The sequence below is a fragment of the Arcicella aquatica genome, from assembly GCF_034928825.1.
Classification (GTDB): domain Bacteria; phylum Bacteroidota; class Bacteroidia; order Cytophagales; family Spirosomataceae; genus Arcicella; species Arcicella aquatica.
On sequence record NZ_JAYFUL010000004.1, the window covers coordinates 1 to 25,193 of the forward strand.

Below are 25,193 nucleotides of genomic sequence, written 5' to 3' on the forward strand. Positions count from 1 at the left end.
ACAACCGCAACGGCGGACCGCTCACAACTCAATAAGGCGAAGGACCAACAGAAGTCCACCCACCATCAACCACTATACTTTGTCCAGTAATTTGTCTGGAAAGGGGAGACACCAAAAAAAGAGCCGCATTAGCAATATCTTGAACAGTAGAAGGTTTACCAGTAGGCGTAATACGTGACCACGTTTCTATATAATTAACATCACTTAATGTTCTTTCAGTTAAAGTAGCGCCAGGTGCAACGGTGTTGATATTGATTTGATACGGGGATAAATCAACGACCAAGTTTTTAGCCAATTGTTCAATACCTGCTTTTGTCATGCCATAAGCTGCTAAATATTTGTGGGCTTGATGACCAGTAACCGAAGATGTTAATAGAATACTTCCTCCATGTCCTTGTTCTACCATTTGTTTAGTGGCAGATTGAGTAAGGAAAAATGTTCCAAAGAGGTTTACTTGAAGAATCTTTTGCATAGATTCAGGCTGATATTCCCAGAAATCACCAAACGTAGTAATACCCGCATTGGCAATAAGAATATCAAGTTTTCCAAAAGTAGCGATAGTAGTTTTTATCAACGCTTGAATCACAGTTAAGTCCGAAACGTCTCCGCTAAAAGCTTCGCAAATACCACCAGTTTCTTGAATGATTGAAGCAGAAGACTCAGCTAAGTCTTTGTCAATATCATTTAAAATTACTTTTGCCCCTTGTTCTGCCAATTGCTTGGCAATTTCAAAGCCAATGCCAATCCCTGCACCCGTTACGATTGCTACTTGGTTTTGGAAACGTTTTTCAAACATGATTTTATGGTTTGTTGCTAGTTGTTACTCTTTTTCGTCAAGCTCATAATCAGAAGGTAAAGCAGTTCCGATACGATAATTACCCATACTTCCCGAAAATCTCAAAGATTGCGGAGGATATAATTCCCCTTGTTTGGATAAATACTTCATCTCCTTATTGGCTGGCTCGATAGAAGTGTATTCATAACGCATATACCTATATCGACGGTTAGGGTTAGGTGTAAAATCGTTTTTACCTTCATAAACAATTTCAATAGGAGAGTTCAGCCTTAAAAAATACTGATGGTTGGCAGAATCTGGTGAAACTATGTTATCTAAATTTAGCTTAAAAGCTTTATTAGAAAGCTTATCATAAAAATCATAAATACGATAATTAATCAGAGTATCCTTGATGACTAAAAACTTGTTAGACTCAAGCTGATGATTAATCATCGATTTAAAAAAATGATTTGGAGAACCAAGATAAGCTTCTCTACGGTTTTTAATCCAAGTATCTTGTTCAGCTTGATTCTCAGCTTTCAAAGGTTCAAAACGAGTAATACTTAAATAGGCTACATCACCATTTGTTTTGTAGCTAAATTCTTTGAGCGAGCTAATTACTGTATATCCTAATTTTCGATTAGTAATTATCAGCGGTTCTTCACATTGGGCAATCAGCGTATTATCTTCCCAGTTTAGTCTTATGCTATTTCGATTCTCTATTTCATAGTTTTTGTCGTTAGCATCTACTCCTAAAAACTCGTGTTTAAAAGTTTTATAGTCTCGCAGCCATTGTCTACTATGTTTCGCTACAATTTTCACTTCTAATAGTTCTTTGCTAATCGCTAATAATTTAAAGGTAAGCATCTTGGCATGCAATTGCTTAGTTTCAAAAATAGAACTAATTGTATTATAGCCAATAAACGATGCTCCGATTTGAATAGTACCATAAGGTACTTTTAAGGTAAATTCTCCTTTTTCATTCGTTGAAGTACCAATAGACGAGCCAACCACAAATACTGCCGCGAAAGGTAAAGCCTCACTGGTTTGCTCGTCAATTACTCTTCCTTTAATTAATTCCTGCCCTAAAAAAGATTGCGAGCTTAGCATTAAAAATAATAATAAGCAGTATCTGTAAAGAGCCTTTTTCATGGAATAATTGCTTGATTTAATGTGTGTGTTAATGGTGAAATAGTTTTTAAGAGCTATCTAATTACTTTTACTTTGTCATAAAAAAAATCTGGGAATGAATGTATAAAATAATACAGACATTCCCAGAGATAAGTATCGATGTTTTTAAGATTTATTTTTTCAAATATTTACCAAACCATTTTAAATAGCGTTCAAAACGATCGATTTGAAAACTTGGGTTCGTAATGCCATGAAATTGACCCGGATAAATAATTAGTTCTGTTGGAATACCTACCGATTTAAAGGCTTGATACATCTGCTCACTACCGATTGCAGGTACATTAAAATCACTTTCACCTACCATAAATTGTGTTGGTGTTTTGATTTTTTCAACTTTCAAGAATGGGTAAGATAACGCAATATATTTATCAAAGTTTTTCCAAGGAGCCCCTAATTCGTGTTCGTATTGTAAAATATATTGGTCTGCGCCATACATGGATGAAATCATTGCTACACCAGCACCACTCGATGCTACTTTAAAACGAGTATCAGTCGCAATGGTATAATCTGTCAGAATTCCGCCGTAGCTCCATCCGCCAATACCTAGTTTTTCTGGGTCTGCTATGCCATTATTTACTACATAATCAGTAGCACCTAAAATATCCAAGACTTCTTTGTTACCCCAGTCGCCTGAAATCACTTTACAATAAGCCAAACCACGACCATTTGAACCACGATAGTTTACAGCCACTACATTGTATCCAGCCGCTGCCAGCATTTGGCGACTTAAATCAAAACTGTATTCATCTTGTGCTACTGGACCGCCATGAATAAAAAATATAGTAGGCAATTTCTCCGTTTTTGAAGCATTAGCAGGACGATACAAAAGATTTGAAACCGCAGTGCCATCTTTACTTTTTGAAGTAAAGCCCTCTACACTTGCCAAAGCCAACGGTGCTAAAAACTCATCGTGATGTTTCGTTAATTTTCTAAGGTTATTATTTTCAAAAATGTATAACTCTGCGGGTGTTTGTGGGTTAGACATACTGGTCAAGAATGAACCAGAAGGGTGTCTTTCTAAAGAACCAAAACTTCTTTCACCATCCAATAGCTTTGTCAATTTACCATCAATAGGGCTGAAGTGTGCTATGTATCTGATTCTATCGTCACTTACTAAGGCAAGAATAGCAGAGCCATCTTTAGACCATTTTGGTGAAGAAACTGGTCTGTCTAAGGATTTACTCAATAGTTTTGGTTCGCCTCCATCTTTTGAAACAGTACATAAGATAGACTGGTCATACATGATATAGTCTTCTGAGGCTGTAGTCCTCATATAAGCAATTTGCTTACCATCAGGGCTCCATACTGGTGAATAGTCTCTACCTGTCCACGTCGTAATTTGTTTTGCCGTCGCATTAGTCTTGGCATCTATCACAAAAATATCAGTGTTAGAGTTTTTGTCAGGGTCGGCAGTGTGATTACTCAAGAAAGCAATCTGTGTTCCATCTGGCGACCAAACTGGTGATGTTTCATCAAAATTACCTTTGGTAAGGGTATCTATTTTCTTCGTAGCGATGTCATATAAATACAAATGGGTCGAACTTTTAGTGATATAACCCTCCACATCTCTTTTGAATTGAAAACGGTCGATGACAATCGGTTTAGGAGATTTTGATTTTGAAGTATCTGCGGAGGTTTTAATCACCAACGCAATTTTTTTACCATCTGGCGACCATGCATAATCATTCAAATCACCTTTTTTTAAATCGGTCAGTTGTTTTCCTTCGCCACCTCTTCTATCCATTAACCAAATTTGGCTACTTGTCAGCCCATTTCTTGACGAAATAAAAGAAAGGTATTTGCCATCGGGACTCCAACGTGCTTGCGATTCACCGTCAGGGCTATTGGTTAATTGAATAGTTTCTTTGCCATCCCACGAAACCATATAAATATCTGCATTGCGTTTATTTTTGGCTGAGTCAATCGCTGAAAGCGTATAACTTACCCAGTTTCCTTCGGGTGAAATCTGCGCATCAGAAACAGTTTTTAAACGATAAACATCGGTAGGTTTGAGGGGGCGTTTTGTGGGTGTTTGTGCTTGTAACCCAAGACTTGTTAATAGAGAAAAGGAGAGTAGTAATAAATGTTTTTTCATGTTGTTGTTGAAGATTAATGAATAAAATCGAAGATAATAAAATTCCCCAATGTTGACGAATACATTGGGGAATTATTGAAGATTGTTATAGATATTCAATCGTTTATAAATATTTTAATGAGAATCTCTGGTAACGGTACTGCCAGATTTCCCTTTTAAGAAATCCATATCAGCACCCAAATGTGCTTGTTCTACGTGATTGATGTATAGGTTTACATACCCACGCGTAATATTCATATCGATTGCTTGCCAGTTTTTGCGTCTTTCTGCTAATTCTTCATCAGATACTTCCAGATTCAACGTTCTGTTCGGTACATCCAAACTGATATAATCACCATTTTGCACTAACGCTAAATTTCCACCAGCCGCTGCTTCGGGCGAAACGTGTAATACTACTGTTCCAAAGCCTGTTCCAGACATTCTACCGTCGGAGATTCTAACTAAATCGTGTACTCCCTTTTCTAATAACTTTTTAGGAATCCCCATGTTGCCTACTTCGGCCATTCCTGGATAACCTTTAGGCCCAACATTTTTCAATACCATGATAGAGTTTTCATCAATGTCTAAATCAGGATGGTCGATTCGCTCATGATAGTCTTCAATGGTTTCAAAAACTACTGCTTTACCACGGTGTACCATCAATGCAGGCGTAGCCGCAGAAGGTTTTAATACTGCTCCATTGGGTGAAAGGTTTCCTTTTACAACTGCAATACCTGAATTAGGCTTAAATGGGTTTTCCATCGTAGCTACAATATTTCTATTATACACCTCCGCATCAGCACAGTTTTCACCCATTGTTTTTCCGTTTACAGTCAGGGCATCATTATGAATGATTCCACTCATTTCTTTGATAACCGCTGGCAGTCCACCAGAATAATACAAATCTTCCATAAAATGCTCGCCTGATGGTTGAAGGTTGGCTAACAAAGGAATATGTTGTGAGAATTTATCAAAATCTTCAATGTTTAAATCCACGCCAATTCTACCAGCAATTGCCAATAAGTGAATAACAAAATTGGTAGAACCTCCTATCGCAGCATTTACCATGATGGCATTCTCGAAAGCTTCACGTGTAAGGATTTTAGAAAGAGTAAGGTTTTCTTTCACCATTTCTACGATACGTCTTCCAGAAAATTGCGAAATCACTTTTCTACGAGCATCAGCTGCAGGAATAGAAGCATTGTTCGGAAGAGATAATCCTAAGGCTTCTACCATGGTAGCCATGGTAGAGGCTGTTCCCATTACGGCACAGTGACCTTGGGTACGAGCCATGCACGCTTCTGCTTCCACAAATTCTGACTGTGAAATTTGCCCTAATTTATACGCTTCGGCAAAACGCCAAACATCCGACGTACCAATATCTTTTCCTTTAAAATGTCCTTTGAGCATTGGCCCGCCTGAAATTACAAGCGTAGGGATGTCCACACTACAGGCACCCATTACTAATGATGGAGTAGTTTTATCACAACCGCACAACAAAACCACTCCATCAATCGGGTTGGCACGAATAGATTCTTCTACATCCATACTTGCCAAGTTTCTATACAACATGGCAGTTGGTTTGATGAGAGTTTCTCCTAATGACATCACTGGAAATTCAACAGGAAAACCACCAGCTTCGTAAACCCCAATTTTTACTGCTTCTGCCAAATCTCTAAAATGAGCATTGCAAGGGGTAAGCTCAGACCAAGTATTACAAATACCAATTACAGGACGACCGTCAAATTCGTCATGCGGAATACCTTGGTTTTTCATCCACGCTCGGTAAATGAATCCATCTTTTCCTGTTTTACCAAACCAATTTTGAGAGCGTAGTGCTTTATTGTCTTCCATATTGCCAAATAATCATAGTTTTATTTACAAAGCGGAAATTATCAAAATTTTACCGATTTTGTATCCTGATTTTTGAAAGGTATTTTACAAATATCCATAAAAAAACCTCCAAGGTATCTTAAAACTTGGAGGTACATCATTTCTTTTAAGCCAAACTCTTTTTAATTCTATCAACAGCTTCGATTAATAGTGCTTTTGGACAAGCAAAATTAAGTCTGAAAAACCCTTCGCCTTTGAATATTTTTCCATCCATAATCCTTACGCCACCTGCTAACAATTTTTCCTGAATATTGTCTATGCCTGTTTCTCGAGCATCAATCCACGCTAAATAAGTTGCTTCGAGCGGTAATAACTTTAATCCTTTGTATCCGTTCAGCGATTGGTATAAATAATCGTGATTGTCTTTGAGGTAGTCAATTAAAGCCAAACGCCAATCTTCACAGTCGCGATAAGCCACAATGGCGGCATCTTGTGAATAACGGGTTAGCGGAGGGAAAAAACCTTGTTTGGCCATCTCAAACTTCTTTCTTAACACAGGATTTGATATGACAGCTACTGAACAGCCCAAACCTGCAATATTAAAAGTTTTGGAAGGAGCCATTAACGTTACCGTTCTATTAGCAGCTTTTTCACTTAAACTGGCTAAGGGTCTATGTTTTTTGGAGGCATCCAAAATCAAATCTGCATGGATTTCATCCGAGCAAATGATAATGTCATGCTTTTCACAAATATCAACGAGTTGTTCTAATTCTTCTTTCGTGAAAACCGTTCCTCCTGGATTATGCGGGTTACATAGCATGAACAATTTGGTCTCCGCAGTAATATTCGCTTCTAACGCTTCAAAATCGAAAGTCCAGCGACCAGCAACTTCTATCATTGGAAATGTTTGAAGTTTTTTACCGACCACAGGAGGAGCTAGATGGAAAGGATGATATACTGGAATAGCGGTCATCACGGCATCATTTATCTCGCCATACGCTTTGCAACTAGCATAAATAGCAGGTACTAGCCCCGGAATCCATACTTGCCATTCTTTTTCTGTTTCCCAGTTATACAGGTTTTTTAGTCGTTCCTCTAGAATGTCTTTTAATCGCTCAGGAACAATGGCATAACCCAAAACGCCATGTTGTGTAATACTATTTAATACATCTAATATAGGTTCAGGACATCTGAAATCCATATCTGCCACGGGCATAGGAATTACGTTTTCAGGGTCGTTGAACATATCCCATTTCTGAGAGTCTGTATTTTTTCTATGGATAATTTCGTCGAAATTATATTTCATTATTCGATAATTGGTTTGCGTAATTTTAGCATAAATGCTTTAAATCTTAAAGAAAGCAATAAGACAATAAACATTAAGCCTGCGTTTATCATAAACGCTAATTGATAAGAATGGTTTAAATTAAAAACAAATCCCGTCATCACTGGTCCAAGTAATGCGCCTCCTCCTTCAAACATGTTAATCGTACCGTTGATTTTCCCAGCGGCTTTTAGCCCGAATGTTTTGATAGCAATAATGTTATATAGTGAATAAATACCGCCCCAACTCACTGCCATCAATGTGATAGAGGGCAATATTAAAGCCGTATCCATCATAGTAAGTCCGAAGAACCCCAGTATCATCATAATACAACAAATTGAAAAAACTAGGTAAGGATTAATATAATCTGAAAAGATAGAGACGAACAATTTAGCGAATAATGCTATAATAAAGTACAAACCTAAATAAAAACTTGTACGTTTTTCAGTAAAGCCTAAACCAACCAAATGTAGAAAAATATTGGCAATTGTTCCTACTAAACAGTAAAAAGTTAAAAATCCACACAGACAAATTAACCAAAACAAATGTGTTCTGGTGGCTTCTGGATAGGTCATTCCTTCTGTCAATAAATTATTAACAGTATTCAGATTTCCTAATGGTTTTATATCAACATCACTCGGCGAGTTTTCAACAAAAAAATAGATATAAATAAAAATTAAAACGGGAAAAATGGACAAAAAGGTAAAGCTTTGTCGCCAGCCATATTCGTGTAGTAGGTAGTGATTAAAAGGAGAAAATATGGCACTGCCCAAACTTGTACCACTCAGAACGATACCTAATGCTAATCCTTTTTTCTCTTGAAACCATGATGAAACCAATATGATACAAGACACCGACCCCGCCGTAATCATGGATACACCCAAAAGAAAATGAATAAAATAGGCTTGATATTTGTTAGTGACAAAGCTATATGAAAACAATGCAATGGCTAATATTAGGCTTCCGAAAAGCATCATTTTTTTTACACGAATTTTATCAATAATAATTCCAGAAACTAAAATAAAAAATAAGGTAACACTATTGGTGATGGATTCGCGAAGCTTTAATTCATCTCGTTTCCAATGGAATTCAGAGATAAAAGCATTATCAAAAACTGAGAGAGAAGTAGTAGTTAATCCATTGATGACAACGAGAATCAATAAACCAGAAAAACAAATAAGCCAAGGATAAAAATTTTTCTTTTCGTAAAGGATTTTGTTCATAATTTCTGAATTTATGGAGATACCCAAATTTAATGTATATACATCATATCATTAAACTATTCAGTTGCGTTACGGGTTCATTTTTCAGTATTAAATGAGGTAAATAAAAAATAAGCTTAAAAAATAAAAAAATATTCTTGGAATATCCATACAATAGTTGTAAATACTTGTGGTATTTTTACTCATTGTTTCATTATATTATACTAACCACTCCGGATTATATTGTAAATCAGCTGATTATACTTAGCTGAAGATTGAAATTATAGAAAAGCTATACCACATATAAAGGTGATTTTATGAATAAAAATGATAAAATATCAAAAAAATGATTAAATTTTGGCTCAAAAAGCAAAACATAGCCAATATTTAGTTTTTTCTTTTAAAACAGTCATTTTTGTCTGAATTTCCTTTTTCATAGCTTTACTATATAATTCACTCAACAAAATGTTATAATCCTTAATGTTTTTTTACCACTATGAATATTATATCAAAACTAAGTCTGATTTGGTTTATCTTTCTCTTCCATGTTGCTAATGCTCAATACCTTGAACCTTCATTAGAACATGCACCGTCAAATTGGTTCAATCTAGATTTCTTGGATGATAAAGTAAGAGGAATAAGTACCGAAAAAGCTTATAAAGATATACTAAGAACCAAAAAATCAAAACCTGTTATTGTTGCTATTATTGATTCTGGAGTAGATATTCTTCATGAAGATTTATGTAATAAAATCTGGGTTAATACTAAAGAGATACCTAACAATGGTATTGATGATGATAACAATGGGTATGTGGATGATATTCATGGATGGGATTTTTTAGGAAATAAAGCAGGTGAAGATATCGCTAAAGAGAGTCTGGAAATTACGCGTGAATTTGCTAGACTTCAAAAGAAGTATCAAGCTAAAGTTGATGTGGAAAAATTGTCAGCCAATGAAAAAGAAGAATATAATTTATACAAGAAATATAAACAGGCGTATGAAAGCAAAGTAAGTGAAGTAAAAGAGCAAGGTACTTTTGTGATTAATCTATACCACAAATTTATTGAAGCTAAGTTCTCATTGTGCAAGCATCTGGGTGTAAAGGATATTACGAAGGAAGAGTTAAGTAAAATAGGGAGTAAAGACACCGAGGAGTTAAAAAAAGCGAAAAGAGTATTTGAACTGATTTTGGATTTAGGACAGGATGAAGCCAAACTTCGAGAGGCTTTTGAATATTATGATACTCAACTAAATTATGGCATCAATTTAACGTATAATCCTAGAGATTTAATTGGTGATGACGTTAATAATATCCATGATAGAAATTATGGCAATAATGAAGTAAAAGGACCAGATGCACACCACGGAACGCACGTAGCAGGAATAGTGGCTGCTAATAGGAATAATGATTTAGGGATTGCAGGTGTAGCCGATAATGTTCAAATTATGGTAGTTAGGGCATTGCCAGATGGTGACGAGCGTGATAAGGATGTAGTGAATGCTATTTTATATGCGGTTGAAAATGGTGCAAAAGTGATTAATATGAGCTTCGGGAAAACAGTTTCTCCGCAAAAAAGTGCAGTTGATGAGGCCGTAAAATTTGCTCAGTCGAAAGGTGTTTTGTTAATTCATGCGGCAGGGAATGAAAATGAAGACATTGATACGAAAGAAAATTATCCAACAAAACGATTTTTGGATGGCAGTGAAGCTGATAACTGGATTGAAGTAGGAGCGACGTCTTGGATGCAATCTCCCAATACAGTGGCTGAGTTTTCAAACTATGGTCAGAAAACGGTTGATGTTTTTGCTCCTGGCGTAGATATTCAATCTACTGTAGTGGGTTCAAAATATGAAGATTTAAGTGGCACAAGTATGGCGGCACCCGTAGTAACTGGCTTAGCAGCATTATTGATTTCGTATTATCCTGAGCTTGATTATAAACAAATAAAGCAAATTATTCTGGAGTCGTCTATCAAACTAACGCAATTAAAAGTTGCTCGTCCGGGTTCGTCTGAATTAATAGAGTTTGGAAAGCTTTCTACCAGCGGAGGAATAGTGAATGCTTACGAAGCTGTAAAGATGGCTGAAAAAATAAAAGAAAATACGACTAAAAATTAGTGCTATTTCGTTGATTTTAATAAATGTCAATTAACATATTGAATTTATCAATTCATTCTGAAGCAATAATTAGTATTTTATTGAAATATTGGTTATTTTTCAAAAACTTTTGTCAGAAAAAAACAAGATGAGTTTTAATAAAATTAGCTTGCTTTATACGTGGCAATAGTAAAATATAATGACATTTTTCATCAATGAATAATTTTTCTTGTAAACGTTAATTAAGACAAGAGCTTCAGATTAACCTTCAAACCATGTCTATCGTTAGCAATAATATAAAGTATCTTCGTCGATTAAATGGACTTACTCAAGAACAATTCTCACGTAGAATTGGTATTAAGCGTTCTCTGCTTGGAGCTTACGAAGAGGCCAGAGCAAACCCAAATTTAGAAAACCTGAAAACCATCGCTCAGGTATTTGGCACATCGGTTGATTCGCTGATAAAGACTGATATTAGAAAAATCAGGGAGACACCGGGTATAAGTTTGGGACAAAGTACTACTGGAATCATGGAACAAGTAAAAGTACCAGTAAATGATACAGTGGGTACTTTTCAGAAAAAAGAAGTTGAAGCACAGCCTATTGCTAAAATTATTGATGAGTATTTTCAAGAAAAGGAAGAAGACAAGCAACCTATACGTACAGAGAAACAATTTGTACCTAATAGGGTAAATTATAATATTTCAGAAAAAACTTTCCAGTCATTTACTGATAATCAGTACACTAACAATAATAAACCGCTTAGCGAAAGTCCACAAAAGAGTTTTGAAATTAGGATTCCTTATGTAAAAAGAAGTCAGATTAAAGATTATTTAGCTAATTATACTAAATCGGAGTATATCAAGACATTAGCTACATTCTCCCTTCCATTTGTGAGCTCTGAAAAAAGCAGGGCTTTTGAAATGGGCAGTGATTTCCCTTTACAAAACTCAGTAGTAATTGGCAATGCCATCGAACACTGGACAAATATTCTGGATGGCAAATTTTATATTTTGATTACGCCACAACAAGGAATTATTTATCGAAGAGTTTATAATCAAATAAAAGTAAAAGGCACTTTGTTACTAAGCTCTGATGATTCCTCAATTCCAAGTTTTGAAATTTCATTGAAATCAATTGCTGAGATTTGGGAAGTATCTGCTTTTATCAGCAAAGAACTTCCAGAACCTAGAATCTCTTTAGAACGAGCAAAATCTTTGATTGAAGAATTAAGTTTAGAACTCAATCAATTGAAATAAAGAAAAATGCCTGCAAAATTAATTTTGCAGGCATTTTTCTTTATTGCTTTGGTCGAAATTCTTTCATAATCTCTTGATTACAAACAAGGTAAGGGCCTTCAAGTAAATCAATACAATAAGGAACGGCAGGAAAAACAGCATCCAAACATTGTCGAATAGCTTTAGGTTTTCCGGGTAAATTGATGATTAATGATTTTCCTCTAATCCCAGCCGTTTGGCGTGACAAAATGGCTGTGGGAACATATTTCAGACTTTCCATCCTCATTAACTCCCCAAACCCAGGCATCATTTTCTCACAAACAGCCTCGGTTGCTTCTGGGGTTACGTCTCTTTTACTTGGTCCAGTTCCTCCAGTTGTTACTATCAAGCAACAATTATGCGTGTCCGCCATTTCGATAAGCGTTTCAGAAATTAAAACCTGCTCATCTGGAATTACTTTGTAAACAGTTTCAAATGTGGAGACTAAATATTCTTTTAATGTTTCAACAACTGCTTTGCCCGGTATGTCCTCATAAATACCAGCACTTGCTCGGTCTGAAATATTAATTACCCCAATTTTAATAAGTTCTTGCATATATTTAAGCGATACTTGGTAAATGTTTTCTTTCAAATTTTTAAATATAACTTAAAATTCTTTGAGGACTAGTATTTGATGAGTTAATTTGTAAGATTCAGCGTTAGTGTTATGTCATTTAAACTTTACTCTTTATTCAAATGCTTTTATTCCAGTCTCAATTATCAAAAGGTACCGAAAACTTATTTTCTTTATTATTCCTTATTTTACTATTAGGGGCATTGTATATTGCCTTCAAGATTTTCAATAAGAATAGATAAAAGAATTATGGCTTTTTTATCCCATCCCAGCAAGTGAAAAATGCCATTTCGAGGTCTGATGAAGTCATTAAAAACTCCCCTGATAAACGAAGTTTAATCAAAGAACTTGCACTTCCAGTAACCATAGCAATGAGTATTTTAGGAGGGATGTCTCTAACCACTTGTGTGAAAACAGCTTTTCTTAAAAAATCATAAATTGGTTGTTCTAATCTAACAATATCCTCTTTTTGGAGCATACTAATGTACGGAGAATTCATAAATTGTTCTAAAAAATAGAACTCTTTAGGATTAGTATAATAGTAATTAATCATTTGCAGATAAAAACTACGGAAGCGATCTTTGAAAGGTTTTGAAGGGTCATCATTTTTAAATATATTCTGAATAGATTTTTCACGTTTATAGACATAGAGTGCGCAAATGAGTTCGTCTTTACTTTTGAAATAATGATAAATTGTTCCTGCAGCTACATTTGCTTTTTTGGCTACTTCAGACATGGGTGAACTATGGAATCCATGTTTTGATATTAATTCGAGGGTTGCTTGAAAAATGGCTTCTTTTTTGTCGAAATCTTTAACAGTATTCATAAAATAGTGGAAGGAAGGTAAAATGGTTTTAGACTCAGTGTGTAAGTGATTAATTGAAATTAGGCTTTAAATATAGATTAAAAATTAGGAATAATTAAGTATTTATATGAATTTCTTAATGATGAATCTATCCTGATTAATTATTTTAGTGTTATCTATATTTTTTTATTTTAATCTATGTGATTAACCTTTTAAAAATATTTAAAAACTAATCAAAAAATGTATATTTGAAAAATGCACTTAACTTTAAGTGATTGCATTAAATTTAAGCCTTTAATTAAATGAAAGTAAGAAATCCAAGAACTGGTTTATATGATTATGAAATATCTCAACTCTCTTTTGAAACACTCAAAATAAAAGCTGATACAATGCGTCATGCCCAAAAAAGCTGGCAGGCTATCGGTATTGAGCAACGAATAAAAACCATACAACGTTGGAAAAAAGTCTTAGAACGACATCTTGAAGAACTTACAGAAGTATTGATAGTAGATACTGGAAGAAAAATAGAAACTGTTTATGAAATTAATCTAGTATTGACTGCTATCGACCAGTTTTGCGATTTAGCACAGGATTATTTTAAAGTAGAAGTCCAAACTATCCTTCATAATAATACTTATCATATCGAAGAATATTCCGACCCCTTCGAGCTAGTCGGCATTATCAGTACTTGGCAATTTCCTTTTCAGAGTGCAATGATGCAGGCTATCCCAGCACTTTTAGCTGGCAATAGTGTATTGGTGAAGCCTTCTGAAAAAACGCCAAGGTTTGTTAGAGTGCTTGAAAAAACGATTAGCCAAATACCGCATTTTAATAATTTATTGCATTTTATTGAAGGTGAAAAAGAAGTAGGAGAAATGCTTTGTAGCATTACCGATTTAATTTGCTTTACGGGGTCAGAAGAGAAAGCTAGAAAAGTATTTGAAACAAGTGCGAAACATTTTGTGCCTGCACAGTTAGCATTTGGAGGAAAAGGAGCTGCTATCGTTACAGAAACCGCAGATATTGAGAGTGCCTCATCTGCTATTTTATGGGGCGGAACTTTTAATGCAGGTCAATCACTAGAGTCTATCGAAAGAGTTTACGTTCATCGCAATATCCATTCACAGTTTTTATCAAGATTAGTTGGTAAAAGCAATTTGTTGACGCTGAACTATCCCAACATTGAGTATGGACAAATAGGTCCTATCATTACAGAAAAACAAGCTACGAATATCAATGAGCAATTAGCTGATGCTGTCAAGAAAGGAGCGGTCATCGTGGCGGGTGCTGAAAAATGTATTGTTCAAAAAGGAAGTATTTATTGTCGTCCTACTATTCTGACGAATGTGAGTCACCACATGAGAATCATGAGAGAAATGACATTTGGTCCCATTTTGCCTGTAAAATCATTCTTGAATGAAACTCAAGCCCTTGATTTCGCCAATGATTCAAACAGTACTTTTAACTGTTCCGTTTTTGCTGGGAAAGACAGTGAGGCTATGAAAATAGCGCGTAGAATAAAAAGTAAATCTATTACCATTAACGACGTTTATATGGGTAATAGATTCTATAGAAATGAAAAAAGCTCCACAAACGCTGCCGAAACTAAGGCAGAGAATATTGGAACTTTTTCGTTTAAGAAATTCTTGAACCATAAAAATTTAATGTTCAAGAAATAACATTGAAAGCTGGCATTATCGTGAGACTATTATTCTAATTTGAATCTAGCCACCATGATGCCAGTCTGATTTTTTTTAGGAGCCATATATTCTGCCAATGGCCTGTCGCTCACCATTACTCTTTTGAACTCCGAAGAAGCATGAAGTAAATACACCCGTTTATCTTGCAATCTGATAGCAAAACCTTCATGGGTAATATCTAATCCATCAATATTGGTAGTAATCCCGATAATATCACCATTCATGATTTTATCTTCGATACTTCTGATTTTAGCTTTGGGGATATAATAGAAATCTTGATTACTGATTTTATTCTCTACCTTCTTTATTTTTTCTTGTAGTGCTACATTGGCTGCGTTAGGATTTTTATCCCAGTGCGAGCTCATGAAATTTATTTCCTTTTTTATGGGCACACCCCCTAACGAACTAGTGATGTCATCTAAAAGCCCGTCTTTGTTGTGGGTATAAATCCAATCAGAAAAATAATGGATTCTTGATTCATATCCCTTTATTTGCCCTTTGTTATAATATCTGAGGCGTTTTAAATAATATTGGAATTTATCAAAGGAAATATCATTTTTACGATACGTCAAACCCATGGCCACACAGCTTTCGACAAAAGTCGAGCAATCAAATTCACGGAGGTCTACTACTAATTTCTCCTCATTAGGATTTTCAAGCGTAGCAGCTTTGTAAGGTCTGTTTAGAAAACTTTTAGCAATGTTTAGCGTATAATCGTGCATATTACTGCCCTGTGCCATTTGGATTTTCCTTTGATAAATTTCTTCATCAGATAGTGGCTGTTGAAAGCTAGCGGCTGTCAATAACAGCGACGAAAATATAAAAACCTTGCAAGGTTTTATCAAGCTTGCAAGGTTTCTGTTAAGCGTACTTAAATTACTTTTTCTCATGTATTATTTAATCGTTATCTTCTACACGTAGTGTGAGTAATCCTCCCAAAATCATGAATACTCCCCCCAAAGTAACGATATGTATTGGTTCTAATTGCATAAAATTCATGAATTTTTGTAAACCCAAGCTGGCAATTACCTGTGGAATCACGATAAAAAAATTGAAAACGCCCATATAATAGCCCATTTTGTTGGCAGGTAAGCTCCCTGATAACATGGCATATGGCATTGCTAAAATACTTGACCATGCTAAACCAATACCAATAAATGAAGGCAATAGTGCCTCTTTTGAAGTGATAAATATAATTGAGATTAATCCTAAGCCTCCTGCTGTCAGACAAAGTAGGTGCGTTAACTTTCTGCCAAATTTCTTCGCCAAAGTTGGTAAAAATAAAGCAAAGACCATTGAAACTCCATTATACACCAAGAAGCAAATACCTACAAAATTTGCCCCATCATTATAAATTTCAGACTTTGTATCTGTTGTGCCAAAAATGTTAGCTGTAACAGCATTCGTCATAAAAATCCACATACAGAATAAGGCAAACCAAGAGAAAAATTGAACGACTGCCAACTGCTTCATTACTTTTGGCATATTGAATAATCCATTGATTGTTTCTTTCATGCCATGCATAAAATTCATTTCGTCTTTTTCTCTTTGAAAAAGCTCCATGTCTTCAGGTGGATATTCTTCCGTCTTTAAGATTGTCCAAAGAATACAAATAAAATAAGCAAACGCACCGATGTAAAATGACCATCTAACAGTATCTGGCACAATTCCTTCTGGAGCAGTATTTTGAACACCAAAATAATCTAAAATAGATGGAAGACCAGAGGCAATCATTGCCCCGACACCGATAAAAAAAGTTTGTACCGAAAAGCCCGTTGTCCTTTGCTCTTTTGGAAGCATATCACCTACAAACGCTCTAAATGGTTCCATTGAAACGTTAATAGAAGCATCCATTATCCAGAGGATAGCGCCAGCCATCCAAAGTACTGATGATTGTGGCATGGCAATCAATGCAATAGTGGCTAAAATAGCTCCTGCAAAAAAGAATGGACGGCGACGCCCCCATTTTGCATGCCAAGTACGGTCACTCATATATCCAATAATAGGCTGAACTAATAAACCAGTAAGCGGAGCTGCTACCCAAAGAATAGGAATCTCGTCAGGATTGGCACCTAACGTTGAAAAAATACGGCTTGTATTTGCATTCTGTAGTGCAAAACCAAATTGAATACCCATAAAGCCTATGCTCATGTTGATTATTTGAGCTAGGCTAAGGCGGGGTTTTTTATCGTTTGTCATAAAATGGTTAATGATGTAATTTAAATACTCAAATTAATAAAATATTTAAGATATATTCTATTTTTTCTGAGAAATTTCATAAATAAGTACTGAATTTGGATTGATTTGAACTGGAATAGATTGACTAGCATTTTGTGTAAATTGTTCTTTTTGATTAAACTTACCTTTGAAAGTAGCGTCTTTGCTCGGCTTTAATCCCATCGCTGTCCAAGCGCCTTCTGGAACTACTAAATCGAACTTCTTTGTTTGAAAATGGTCAAAATTACAAACAATTAAAAGCTTTTGTTTACCAGAATAACGGAGGTAACTATACACTTTTCTACGGTCGTAATTACCATTTTGAATGTATTGTAAATCAAAGAAACTTCCAGTTTGTACAGCATCAGAAGTATTGACAAATTTAATTAAATCGCCATAGAATTTTCTGATATTCTTTTGTTCTTCTGTCAATAGCTTACCATCAAATTTACCATTATTCATCCACGCTTGATGTGATTTTACACCCCAGAAATCAAACATGGTCGTACGGTCTTCGGCCCTATTAAAACCCTCAGGCTCAGAAGCCGATTCTCCTAATTCCTGACCAAAGTAAATCATCACTGGCCCTGTATGCAAAGTAGCAGTGACTACCATCGCAGGAACTGCAGCCATAGGATACCCTTTAGAAAAAGCAGCCGTATTAATTCTCACTTCATCGTGATTTTCTAAAAACCTTAGCATGTGCTCTGAAATGTCGCCAGACTCATGCTGCCAAACATTCGTAATGCTTTCTACACTGGCATCATCTCTGTTTTCTACTAAATGACGAAGGCCATCATACAAACCTACTTTATCGTATAAGTAATCAAAACCTCCTATTTTAATATAATTATGATATTCCTTTGGATTATATATTTCAGCAATGAAAATAATAGCGGGATAACTCTTCTTTACTTCTTTAATGGCATATTTCCAAAACTCATAAGGAACCATCTCTGCCATGTCGCAACGAAAACCATCAGCACCTTTAGAAGCCCAATATTTTAGAATATCCACCATTTTTCGCCAAGTACTCGGAATATCGTCAAAATGAGTTTGTCTGCCATTTTGGATGTCAACACCGTAATTAAGTTTTACCGTCTCGAACCAATCGTCTATACTAGGATGTGGAGAGAAAACATCATTACCCGATACTTTCGCTGGTGTTTCAACATAAGCCCCCTCTACTTCTACAGGAGGATTTACGCCATCAGGAATCTGAAATTGGGTATCGGGTAAATAATAGAAATTATTATGTGGGTCGAATAATTTCGTAGTATCATCTTTTTCACCGAAATCTTCAACGCCTTTTGGTTTCATATCAGAATGATATACCCTTGCTACGTGGTTAGGCACAAAATCCATAATGAGTTTTAAATCATTTTGATGAATCCTATCAACCATACTAGCAAATTCTTCCATTCTTTTTTTAGGCTTATCGGCAAAAAAAGGATTGACATCATAATAATCTTTGATAGCAAAGGGCGAACCAGACCTCCCCTTTACTACATCTGGATGATCTTTAGGAATACCATAAGCTGTCAAATCTTCCATAGTGGCATGCTCGATTAAGCCTGTCATATAAAGATGCGAATAACCATAATCTTTGAGCTTTTTTAGGGCTAAATCATTAATATCAGAAAATTTAGTAACACCATTTTCAGCTGCAGAGCCATTAAATTTATTCGTAGTATTCTTGTTTCCCCAAAGGTGAAACATCATTTGTAAAATTACTAATTTGTCGTTTTTGATCTTTGTCATATTTTTTTGGACTATGATTTTACTTTTTTTAGGGTCTCTATCTTTGAATTTACTATAATTCTTGGTTTTGGCAATAGCATTTTGCTCAGTGGCTGGGAGTGCTTTGATGGTTTGTTGAGCATTTGCCCAAAAAACGACAAAAACTAAGCCTAATAATGTTGTGACTTTGATTGAATTTTGAGACATTTTTAGAATAAAATTTGGGTATTAGGACAGATTAGCACAGATTCGTTTCTTTTAGCTTTCTTTTATCTTTGCATTAAATTGCTCACAATTTAAGATTTTATTATTAGGAAATTCTTGAAATTATTTGAAAAATTGCAGGAATGATACTGAAAAAAGTAGAATCCAACGTTTATAAAATCCTTTTTTACCCGAGTTTGCGCTATTTTACTGTATTTCCATTAACCATCTTAAACAAATGAAAAAAACAATTTTATCTATTCTTTTATGCTTCTTGATGAATGCTTTGCTGGCTCAAACCACAAGTGTTCAACGTATTAACCCGACTAACTGGTGGGTTGGTATGAAAAACCCCAAACTACAACTCTTAGTTTATGGCAAAAACATTGGCGATTGCGATGTGAAAATCAATTATCCGGGAGTTGCTTTGGAAAAAGTAAACAAAGTGGAGAACCCTAATTACCTATTTCTTGATTTAACAATTGCACCAGCCACCCAAGCGGGGCAAATGATGATTGAGCTTTCAAAAAAGGTGAAAGTGCAAAAGGGGAAAAAGCAAGTAGTAGACCAAATCGTAAAAATAACGCAACCTTTTCAGTTAAAAGTACGTGACCAAAAGCCACAGGAAATCAATTCAAAAGATTTTATTTATTTAATCCTTCCTGATCGTTTTTCAAATGGTGACCCGTCTAACGATAAATTTGCCGACATGGCCGACCCAGTTTCCGACCGTACAAATCCATTTTTACGTCATGGAGGAGATTTGCTAGGGGTACAAAATCATTTAGATTATGTAAAAGAATTAGGCGCTACTACTATCTGGCTGAATCCAGTTGTTGAAAACAATCAACCCCAAACCAACGAAGGTGGTGCCATGCGTTCGGCCTATCATGGTTATGGCTTTACAGACCATTATAATGTAGATAAACGCCTTGGCGGTAATGAAGCATATAAAAAATTAATAGAAGCATCACATGCCAAAGGATTAAAAATTATTCAAGATGCTGTGTATAATCACGTAGGAATCAACCACTGGATTTTGAAAGATTTACCGATGAAAAATTGGTTGAATCAATGGGATACTTATACTAATACTTCGTACCGTGATGAACCTGTGGTTGATATTTTGCATGGTTCGGCTGCTGATTTTAAAGTACAACAAAATGGTTGGTTTGTTCCTTTCTTGCCAGACTTAAACCATAAAAATGAATTTGTCGCTAACTTTTTGATTCAACATGCCCTTTGGACGGTTGAAAACTTTGGGATTGATGGCTGGAGAATCGATACCTATCAATATAATGATTTGAATTTTATGAATCGTTGTAATGCTGCCTTGGCAGAAGAATATCCTAAAATGTTTATCACGGGTGAAAACTCTGTACAAAGTGCTTATTCTCAAGCCTATTTTGCGAAAAATAACCTGAATGTACCTTTCAAAAGCTCATTGCCATCTGCTAACGACTTTGTGCTTTTTAATGCCATCAACGATGCATTAAACCAAGGATTCGATTGGGGAAAAGGCTTTAATCGGTTGTATGCTACTTTGGCAATGGATGCCCTCTATGAAGACGCCAACTTGAACATGACTTTCTTGGATAACCATGACATGGATAGATTTTATTCTGTCATTGGCGAAGATTTTAATAAATATAAACTTGGCGTAGGCTTTTTATTAACTACTCGTGGAGTACCACATTTGTATTATGGTACAGAAAACCTGACAAAAAACTTTAAAAATCCATCGGATGCAGAAGTACGCAAGGATTTTGAAGGTGGTTGGGCTGATGATAAAGTAAATAAATTTTTGGCTTCAGGTAGAACAGAGAAAGAGAACGAAGCTTTTGATTTTGTAAAAAAATTGGCCAACTATCGTAAAAATAGCAATGCTATTACTACAGGGAAATTAACACAATTTTTACCACAGGACGGAATTTATGTGTGCTTTAGATATACCGAAAATGAAAGTGTTATGGTAATCATGAGCCAAAATAAAGAAGATAAAAATCTGGATACTCAAAGATTTTCAGAAAGAATGTCGGGGTTCAGTACTGCCAAAAATATTATGACAGATGCATTGGTGGAAGATTTAAAAACGCTAAAAATCCCAGCAATGTCAATCACGATTCTTGAATTAAAAAAATAAACACATAAGTATTGAGTGAGTTAGTGAATTGTGATTGAGTGAATATTTTTTAAATCACTCAATCACCACTCACTCAATCACTAACTAAAAATCACATGACAAAGATTAAAGCTTGCCTATTCGATTTAGATGGCGTAATTGTTGATACAGCAGTATATCATTTTCAAGCTTGGAGACGCCTTGCGAACGAATTAGGCTTTGATTTTACTGAACATCAGAACGAACAATTAAAAGGTATTTCGCGCATGGAATCATTGGAATTGATTCTTAAATGGGGAAATGTTACTTTAACGGAAGCAGAGAAATTAGCATGGGCAACTCGTAAAAATGACTGGTACCTAGATTTAGTAAAACTAATGACCCCCAAGGAAGTACTCCCAGGTGTTGAAAAGTTTCTTACTGACCTTCGTGAAGCGGGTATTAAAATTGCTTTGGGTTCGGCTAGTAAAAATTCTAAATTGATTTTAGAAAGAATCAATATGTTAGATTATTTTGATGCCATTATTGATGGCAATAACATCACGAAAGGCAAGCCAGACCCTCAAGTATTTTTGATGGGAGCGGAGGCAACAGGTTCATTGCCAAGCGAATGCGTAGTATTTGAAGATGCAGTAGCAGGAATACAAGCAGCTAAAGCAGGAGGTATGAAAGCAATCGGAGTAGGTGCTGCTGATATTTTAACAGAAGCAGATTTTGTGATTGCTGGCTTTGAGGAAATGACTTTGGATAAATTGAACTTTTAATATTTATCCAAAATACAGTTTAGCACAGCAAATTGAGTGTTAAAATTCTAGTATAAATTCGCACAGAAATTAAGACTTTTACGGTGTAATGGTATTATTCTGATGTTTTTTCTAAATAATAATGCTGTTTTTATGTAAAAGTCGAGAATTGTTATTTAATTTACTATTAACCATTTTTATAAATACATGATTAAGCTATTGATAATCAGTTGATTTGATTAGTTTTTCGTGGAGAGAAAGATTTTGTCTTTTTCTTAATAAACAAACTAACCGAGTATAACCATATATGAAAGACTATCTTAAACACGATGAATGGTGTATCATCGAAGAGGGATTTAATCGTGAATTCAACGAAATTACGGAATCTGTTTGCTCTTTAGGCAATGGCCGAATGGGACAAAGAGGAAATTTTGAAGAAACCTTCACTGGAAAAACACTCCAAGGAAATTATGTAGCTGGTGTATATTACCCCGACAAAACACGTGTAGGTTGGTGGAAAAACGGCTACCCTGAATATTTCGCAAAGGTGTTGAATGCTGCCAACTGGATTGGGATTAAAGTTGAAATAGAAGATGAAATTCTTGATTTACATACTGCGGAAGTAAATGATTTTAGGCGTGTGTTGAACATGAAAGAAGGTTATTTACAACGTTCTTTTGTGGCTACTTTACCATCGGGCAGACAGGTGAAAGTTAATGCCACACGCTTTAATTCTATTGTTGATGACGAATCAGGTGCAATTTCTTACGCAATTACGCCCCTTAATTTTGACGGAAAGCTTGTACTGACTCCTTTTATAGATGGTGATATTAAAAATAAAGATGCCAACTATGATGAAAAATTCTGGGACGAAGTACATAAAGAAACAGCCTTTGCTGAAGGATATATAGAGATGGTTACTAAGAAAACAGGTTTTCATGTAGTAACTGGTCAGAAATTCCAAATTTTTCAAGAAGGCAAAGCAATTGATTTTAAAAGCTTCCCTCAAAAAGCAGAAAAATATGTAGCCAGTCAAGTTACATTGAACATAAAAGCCAATGAAGAAACTGTTTTAGTAAAATATGCTTGTAACCTTTCTTCTGAAAACCATAAGATAGAAGATTTACTCCCTAAAGCCAAAGCTTATTTAGCCAACATTGAAGCCAAAGGCTTTGATAAAATGCTAGTAGAACAAGCTGAAAAGTGGGCATCAAAATGGGAAACGAATGATATTGTAATTGAAGGTGACGTTGCTGCTCAGCAAGGTATCCGTTTCAATATTTTCCAGATGAACCAAACTTATACGGGCGAAGATGCTCGTTTAAATATTGGACCAAAAGGTTTTACTGGCGAAAAATATGGTGGCTCAACGTATTGGGATACCGAAGCTTATTGTATTCCTTTTTACTTAGCAACTGCCGACCAACAGGTAGCTCGTAACTTATTGGTTTACCGTTGGAAACAGTTAGGTAAAGCCATTGAGAATGCACAGAAACTGGGTTTTAAAGATGGTGCAGCACTGTATCCGATGGTTACGATGAATGGCGAAGAATGCCATAACGAATGGGAAATAACCTTTGAAGAAATTCACCGTAATGGAGCCATTGCTTATGCCATTTATGACTATGTAAACTATACAGGCGACGAAGCTTATCTAGCTGAATATGGTTTTGAAGTCTTACTAGGAATCGCTCGTTTCTGGGCACAACGTGTAAACTGGTCGGAAGCGAAAAAGCAATATGTAATGCTAGGAGTGACGGGACCAAACGAATACGAAAACAACGTAAATAATAACTGGTATACAAGTTATTTCGCTGTTTGGTGTATGAAGTATTTGATGGAGGTCGCTGACAAAATCAAAGCATCAAATCCTGACCGTTATAATGAGCTAGCTAGTTTGACAAACCTTGATGAAACCATTGAGTTTGAAAAATTCAAGAGTATTACTAGTAATATGTACTTAGGCGAAGATAAAGCGTTAGGCATTTTCTTACAACAAGATGGTTTCTTGGATAAAGAATTAATAAAAGTAACAAATCTTCCCGCTCATGACAGACCAATTAATCAAAAATGGTCTTGGGATAGAATATTACGTTCTTGTTTTATCAAACAAGCCGACGTGTTGCAAGGAATATATTTCTTTGAAGATGACTTTGATGCCGAAACAATCAAGCGTAATTATGACTTCTATGAACCAATGACAGTTCATGAGTCATCATTAAGTCCATGTGTGCATTCGATTATTGCAGCTAAGTTAGGAGATAAGGCTCGTTCTTATGAATTCTATCAACGTTCGGCACGTCTGGATTTAGATGATTATAATAATGATACCGAAGACGGTTGCCATATTACTTCGATGGCAGGTACTTGGATGTCAATCGTAAAAGGATTTGGTGGTATGCGTGTTCGCAATGGTCAGGTATATTTAGCACCATTCGTACCAGAAAACTGGAATTCATTCTCGTTTAAAATTCGTTTCAGAGGCAATTTGTTGAATATCAAAACTTATGCTCATGAAGTATTGATTGAAAATTTGGCAGGAGATGATATTACTATTTTTGTTTATAATGAAGCTGTAGTTTTAAAAGCAAATTCGACAGTTAATATTGAACAGAAAAATGTAGAAGCCGTAGCTTAGTCTACTGATATTGTTTTAACAAAAGCCCCTTGAAGGATTTTCTTTTGAGGGGCTTTGTTCGTTTATTGTCTTTCAATAAAAAGTAATAAATGCTTAGAAATTTTTAAGTGTAAAAACATTAACTTGGCACCAACATATAAACAGCAATAAAATGGAAAGCTTAACGGTAAATACCTTTGTCAAAGACATCAATAAATCGATTGAATTTTATAAACAAATTGGTTTTGAAACTATCATGACTGTTCCTGAAGAAGGAGATTTCGTTTGGGTGATGCTCTCAAATGGAGGGGTAACGATAATGTTGCAGACGATGGATAGTTTAGGCGAAGAATTGCCTGATATTGATAGAAACAGATTAGGGGGGAGCTTACTATTTTATATCAAGCTAAAGCAAATCAGGGATTTTTTTGAAAGTATTAAAGACAAAGTAGAAGTAGTAAAAGGGCTAGAAAAGACTTTTTATGGCGCGACAGAATTCACAATTAAAGATATTGATGGGTATTACCTGACTTTTGCGGAGGATGAAGCGTAAACAATAACATATATCACTAAAGTTTGTCTGGAAATATCATTGCTTAAATTTTCATATTTCCCCAACTTTCCTAAAAAATTGAAGGATTTGAACCAGTTAGAAGAAAATTTGATAGCGTATTGAATAAGAATCTGTTATGATTTT

General features: G+C 35.3%; 18 protein-coding genes. 7 read left to right on the forward strand and 11 right to left on the reverse strand.

All coding sequences use genetic code 11. From position 1 onward, the window contains the following. Window positions 1–28: 28 nt before the first annotated feature. The 6 genes from VB264_RS03890 to VB264_RS03915 form a co-directional block, all read right to left on the reverse strand. Entirely contained in the window at window positions 29–796 is a 768-nt protein-coding gene (locus VB264_RS03890; RefSeq protein ID WP_323246937.1) for an SDR family NAD(P)-dependent oxidoreductase, read from the reverse strand. Window positions 797–820: 24 nt separating this feature from the next. Continuing rightward, the gene (locus tag VB264_RS03895) at window positions 821–1,927 is read right to left on the reverse strand and encodes a carboxypeptidase-like regulatory domain-containing protein (RefSeq protein WP_323246939.1); all 1,107 of its coding nucleotides are present in this window, start codon (window positions 1,925–1,927) and stop codon (window positions 821–823) included. A 151-nt stretch (window positions 1,928–2,078) separates the two neighbouring features. Then, entirely contained in the window at window positions 2,079–4,061 is a 1,983-nt protein-coding gene (locus VB264_RS03900) for a S9 family peptidase (protein WP_323246941.1), read from the reverse strand. Window positions 4,062–4,175: 114 nt separating this feature from the next. Beyond that, entirely contained in the window at window positions 4,176–5,894 is a 1,719-nt protein-coding gene (locus VB264_RS03905; RefSeq protein ID WP_323246943.1) for an IlvD/Edd family dehydratase, read from the reverse strand. Window positions 5,895–6,039: 145 nt separating this feature from the next. Then, on the reverse strand, window positions 6,040–7,179 hold the full coding sequence (locus VB264_RS03910) for a MalY/PatB family protein (protein ID WP_323246945.1): 1,140 nt from the start codon (window positions 7,177–7,179) through the stop codon (window positions 6,040–6,042). After that, the gene (locus VB264_RS03915) at window positions 7,179–8,420 is read right to left on the reverse strand and encodes an MFS transporter (protein ID WP_323246947.1); all 1,242 of its coding nucleotides are present in this window, start codon (window positions 8,418–8,420) and stop codon (window positions 7,179–7,181) included. Before VB264_RS03915 ends, VB264_RS03910 begins: the two co-directional genes overlap by 1 nt. Window positions 8,421–8,895: 475 nt before the next feature. On the opposite strand from VB264_RS03915, the gene VB264_RS03920 reads away from it, so the two are divergent. Beyond that, a complete protein-coding gene (locus VB264_RS03920; protein ID WP_323246949.1) occupies window positions 8,896–10,518 on the forward strand; it encodes a S8 family peptidase in 1,623 nt (540 codons plus the stop codon). A 254-nt stretch (window positions 10,519–10,772) separates the two neighbouring features. Beyond that, entirely contained in the window at window positions 10,773–11,756 is a 984-nt protein-coding gene (locus VB264_RS03925) for a helix-turn-helix domain-containing protein (protein WP_323246950.1), read from the forward strand. A 40-nt stretch (window positions 11,757–11,796) separates the two neighbouring features. Here the strand turns inward: VB264_RS03925 and mog are convergent, their stop codons facing one another. Further along, window positions 11,797–12,330 (reverse strand): molybdopterin adenylyltransferase, encoded by a 534-nt coding sequence (mog, locus tag VB264_RS03930; RefSeq protein WP_323247008.1) that lies wholly within the window; start codon window positions 12,328–12,330, stop codon window positions 11,797–11,799. A gap of 265 nt (window positions 12,331–12,595) precedes the next feature. Then, on the reverse strand, window positions 12,596–13,174 hold the full coding sequence (locus VB264_RS03935) for a TetR/AcrR family transcriptional regulator (RefSeq protein ID WP_309916156.1): 579 nt from the start codon (window positions 13,172–13,174) through the stop codon (window positions 12,596–12,598). A 281-nt stretch (window positions 13,175–13,455) separates the two neighbouring features. Between VB264_RS03935 and VB264_RS03940 the strand changes: the two genes are divergently transcribed. Beyond that, a complete protein-coding gene (locus VB264_RS03940; RefSeq protein WP_323246952.1) occupies window positions 13,456–14,832 on the forward strand; it encodes an aldehyde dehydrogenase family protein in 1,377 nt (458 codons plus the stop codon). A 29-nt stretch (window positions 14,833–14,861) separates the two neighbouring features. Here the strand turns inward: VB264_RS03940 and VB264_RS03945 are convergent, their stop codons facing one another. From VB264_RS03945 to VB264_RS03955, 3 genes are all read right to left on the reverse strand, one after another. Further along, window positions 14,862–15,743 carry an N-acetylmuramoyl-L-alanine amidase-like domain-containing protein gene (locus VB264_RS03945; protein ID WP_323246954.1) on the reverse strand — a complete coding sequence of 294 codons (882 nt, stop codon included), beginning with the start codon at window positions 15,741–15,743 and terminating at the stop codon, window positions 14,862–14,864. A gap of 7 nt (window positions 15,744–15,750) precedes the next feature. Then, window positions 15,751–17,004: an MFS transporter gene (locus tag VB264_RS03950; protein WP_323246956.1), complete on the reverse strand. Its 1,254-nt coding sequence runs from the start codon at window positions 17,002–17,004 to the stop codon at window positions 15,751–15,753. Between the two features lie 105 nt (window positions 17,005–17,109). Next, window positions 17,110–19,017 (reverse strand): alpha-amylase family glycosyl hydrolase, encoded by a 1,908-nt coding sequence (locus VB264_RS03955; protein ID WP_323246958.1) that lies wholly within the window; start codon window positions 19,015–19,017, stop codon window positions 17,110–17,112. A 235-nt stretch (window positions 19,018–19,252) separates the two neighbouring features. On the opposite strand from VB264_RS03955, the gene VB264_RS03960 reads away from it, so the two are divergent. The 4 genes from VB264_RS03960 to VB264_RS03975 all read left to right on the forward strand — a co-directional run bounded on the left by VB264_RS03960 (window position 19,253) and on the right by VB264_RS03975 (window position 25,049). Continuing rightward, window positions 19,253–21,157, forward strand: a complete 1,905-nt coding sequence (locus VB264_RS03960; RefSeq protein WP_323246960.1) for an alpha-amylase family glycosyl hydrolase — start codon at window positions 19,253–19,255, stop codon at window positions 21,155–21,157. A gap of 95 nt (window positions 21,158–21,252) precedes the next feature. Further along, a complete protein-coding gene (pgmB, locus tag VB264_RS03965) occupies window positions 21,253–21,900 on the forward strand; it encodes a beta-phosphoglucomutase (RefSeq protein ID WP_323246962.1) in 648 nt (215 codons plus the stop codon). A gap of 286 nt (window positions 21,901–22,186) precedes the next feature. Beyond that, a complete protein-coding gene (locus VB264_RS03970) occupies window positions 22,187–24,517 on the forward strand; it encodes a glycoside hydrolase family 65 protein (RefSeq protein WP_323246964.1) in 2,331 nt (776 codons plus the stop codon). Window positions 24,518–24,668: 151 nt separating this feature from the next. Further along, the gene (locus VB264_RS03975) at window positions 24,669–25,049 is read left to right on the forward strand and encodes a VOC family protein (RefSeq protein ID WP_323246966.1); all 381 of its coding nucleotides are present in this window, start codon (window positions 24,669–24,671) and stop codon (window positions 25,047–25,049) included. Window positions 25,050–25,193 lie beyond the last annotated feature (144 nt).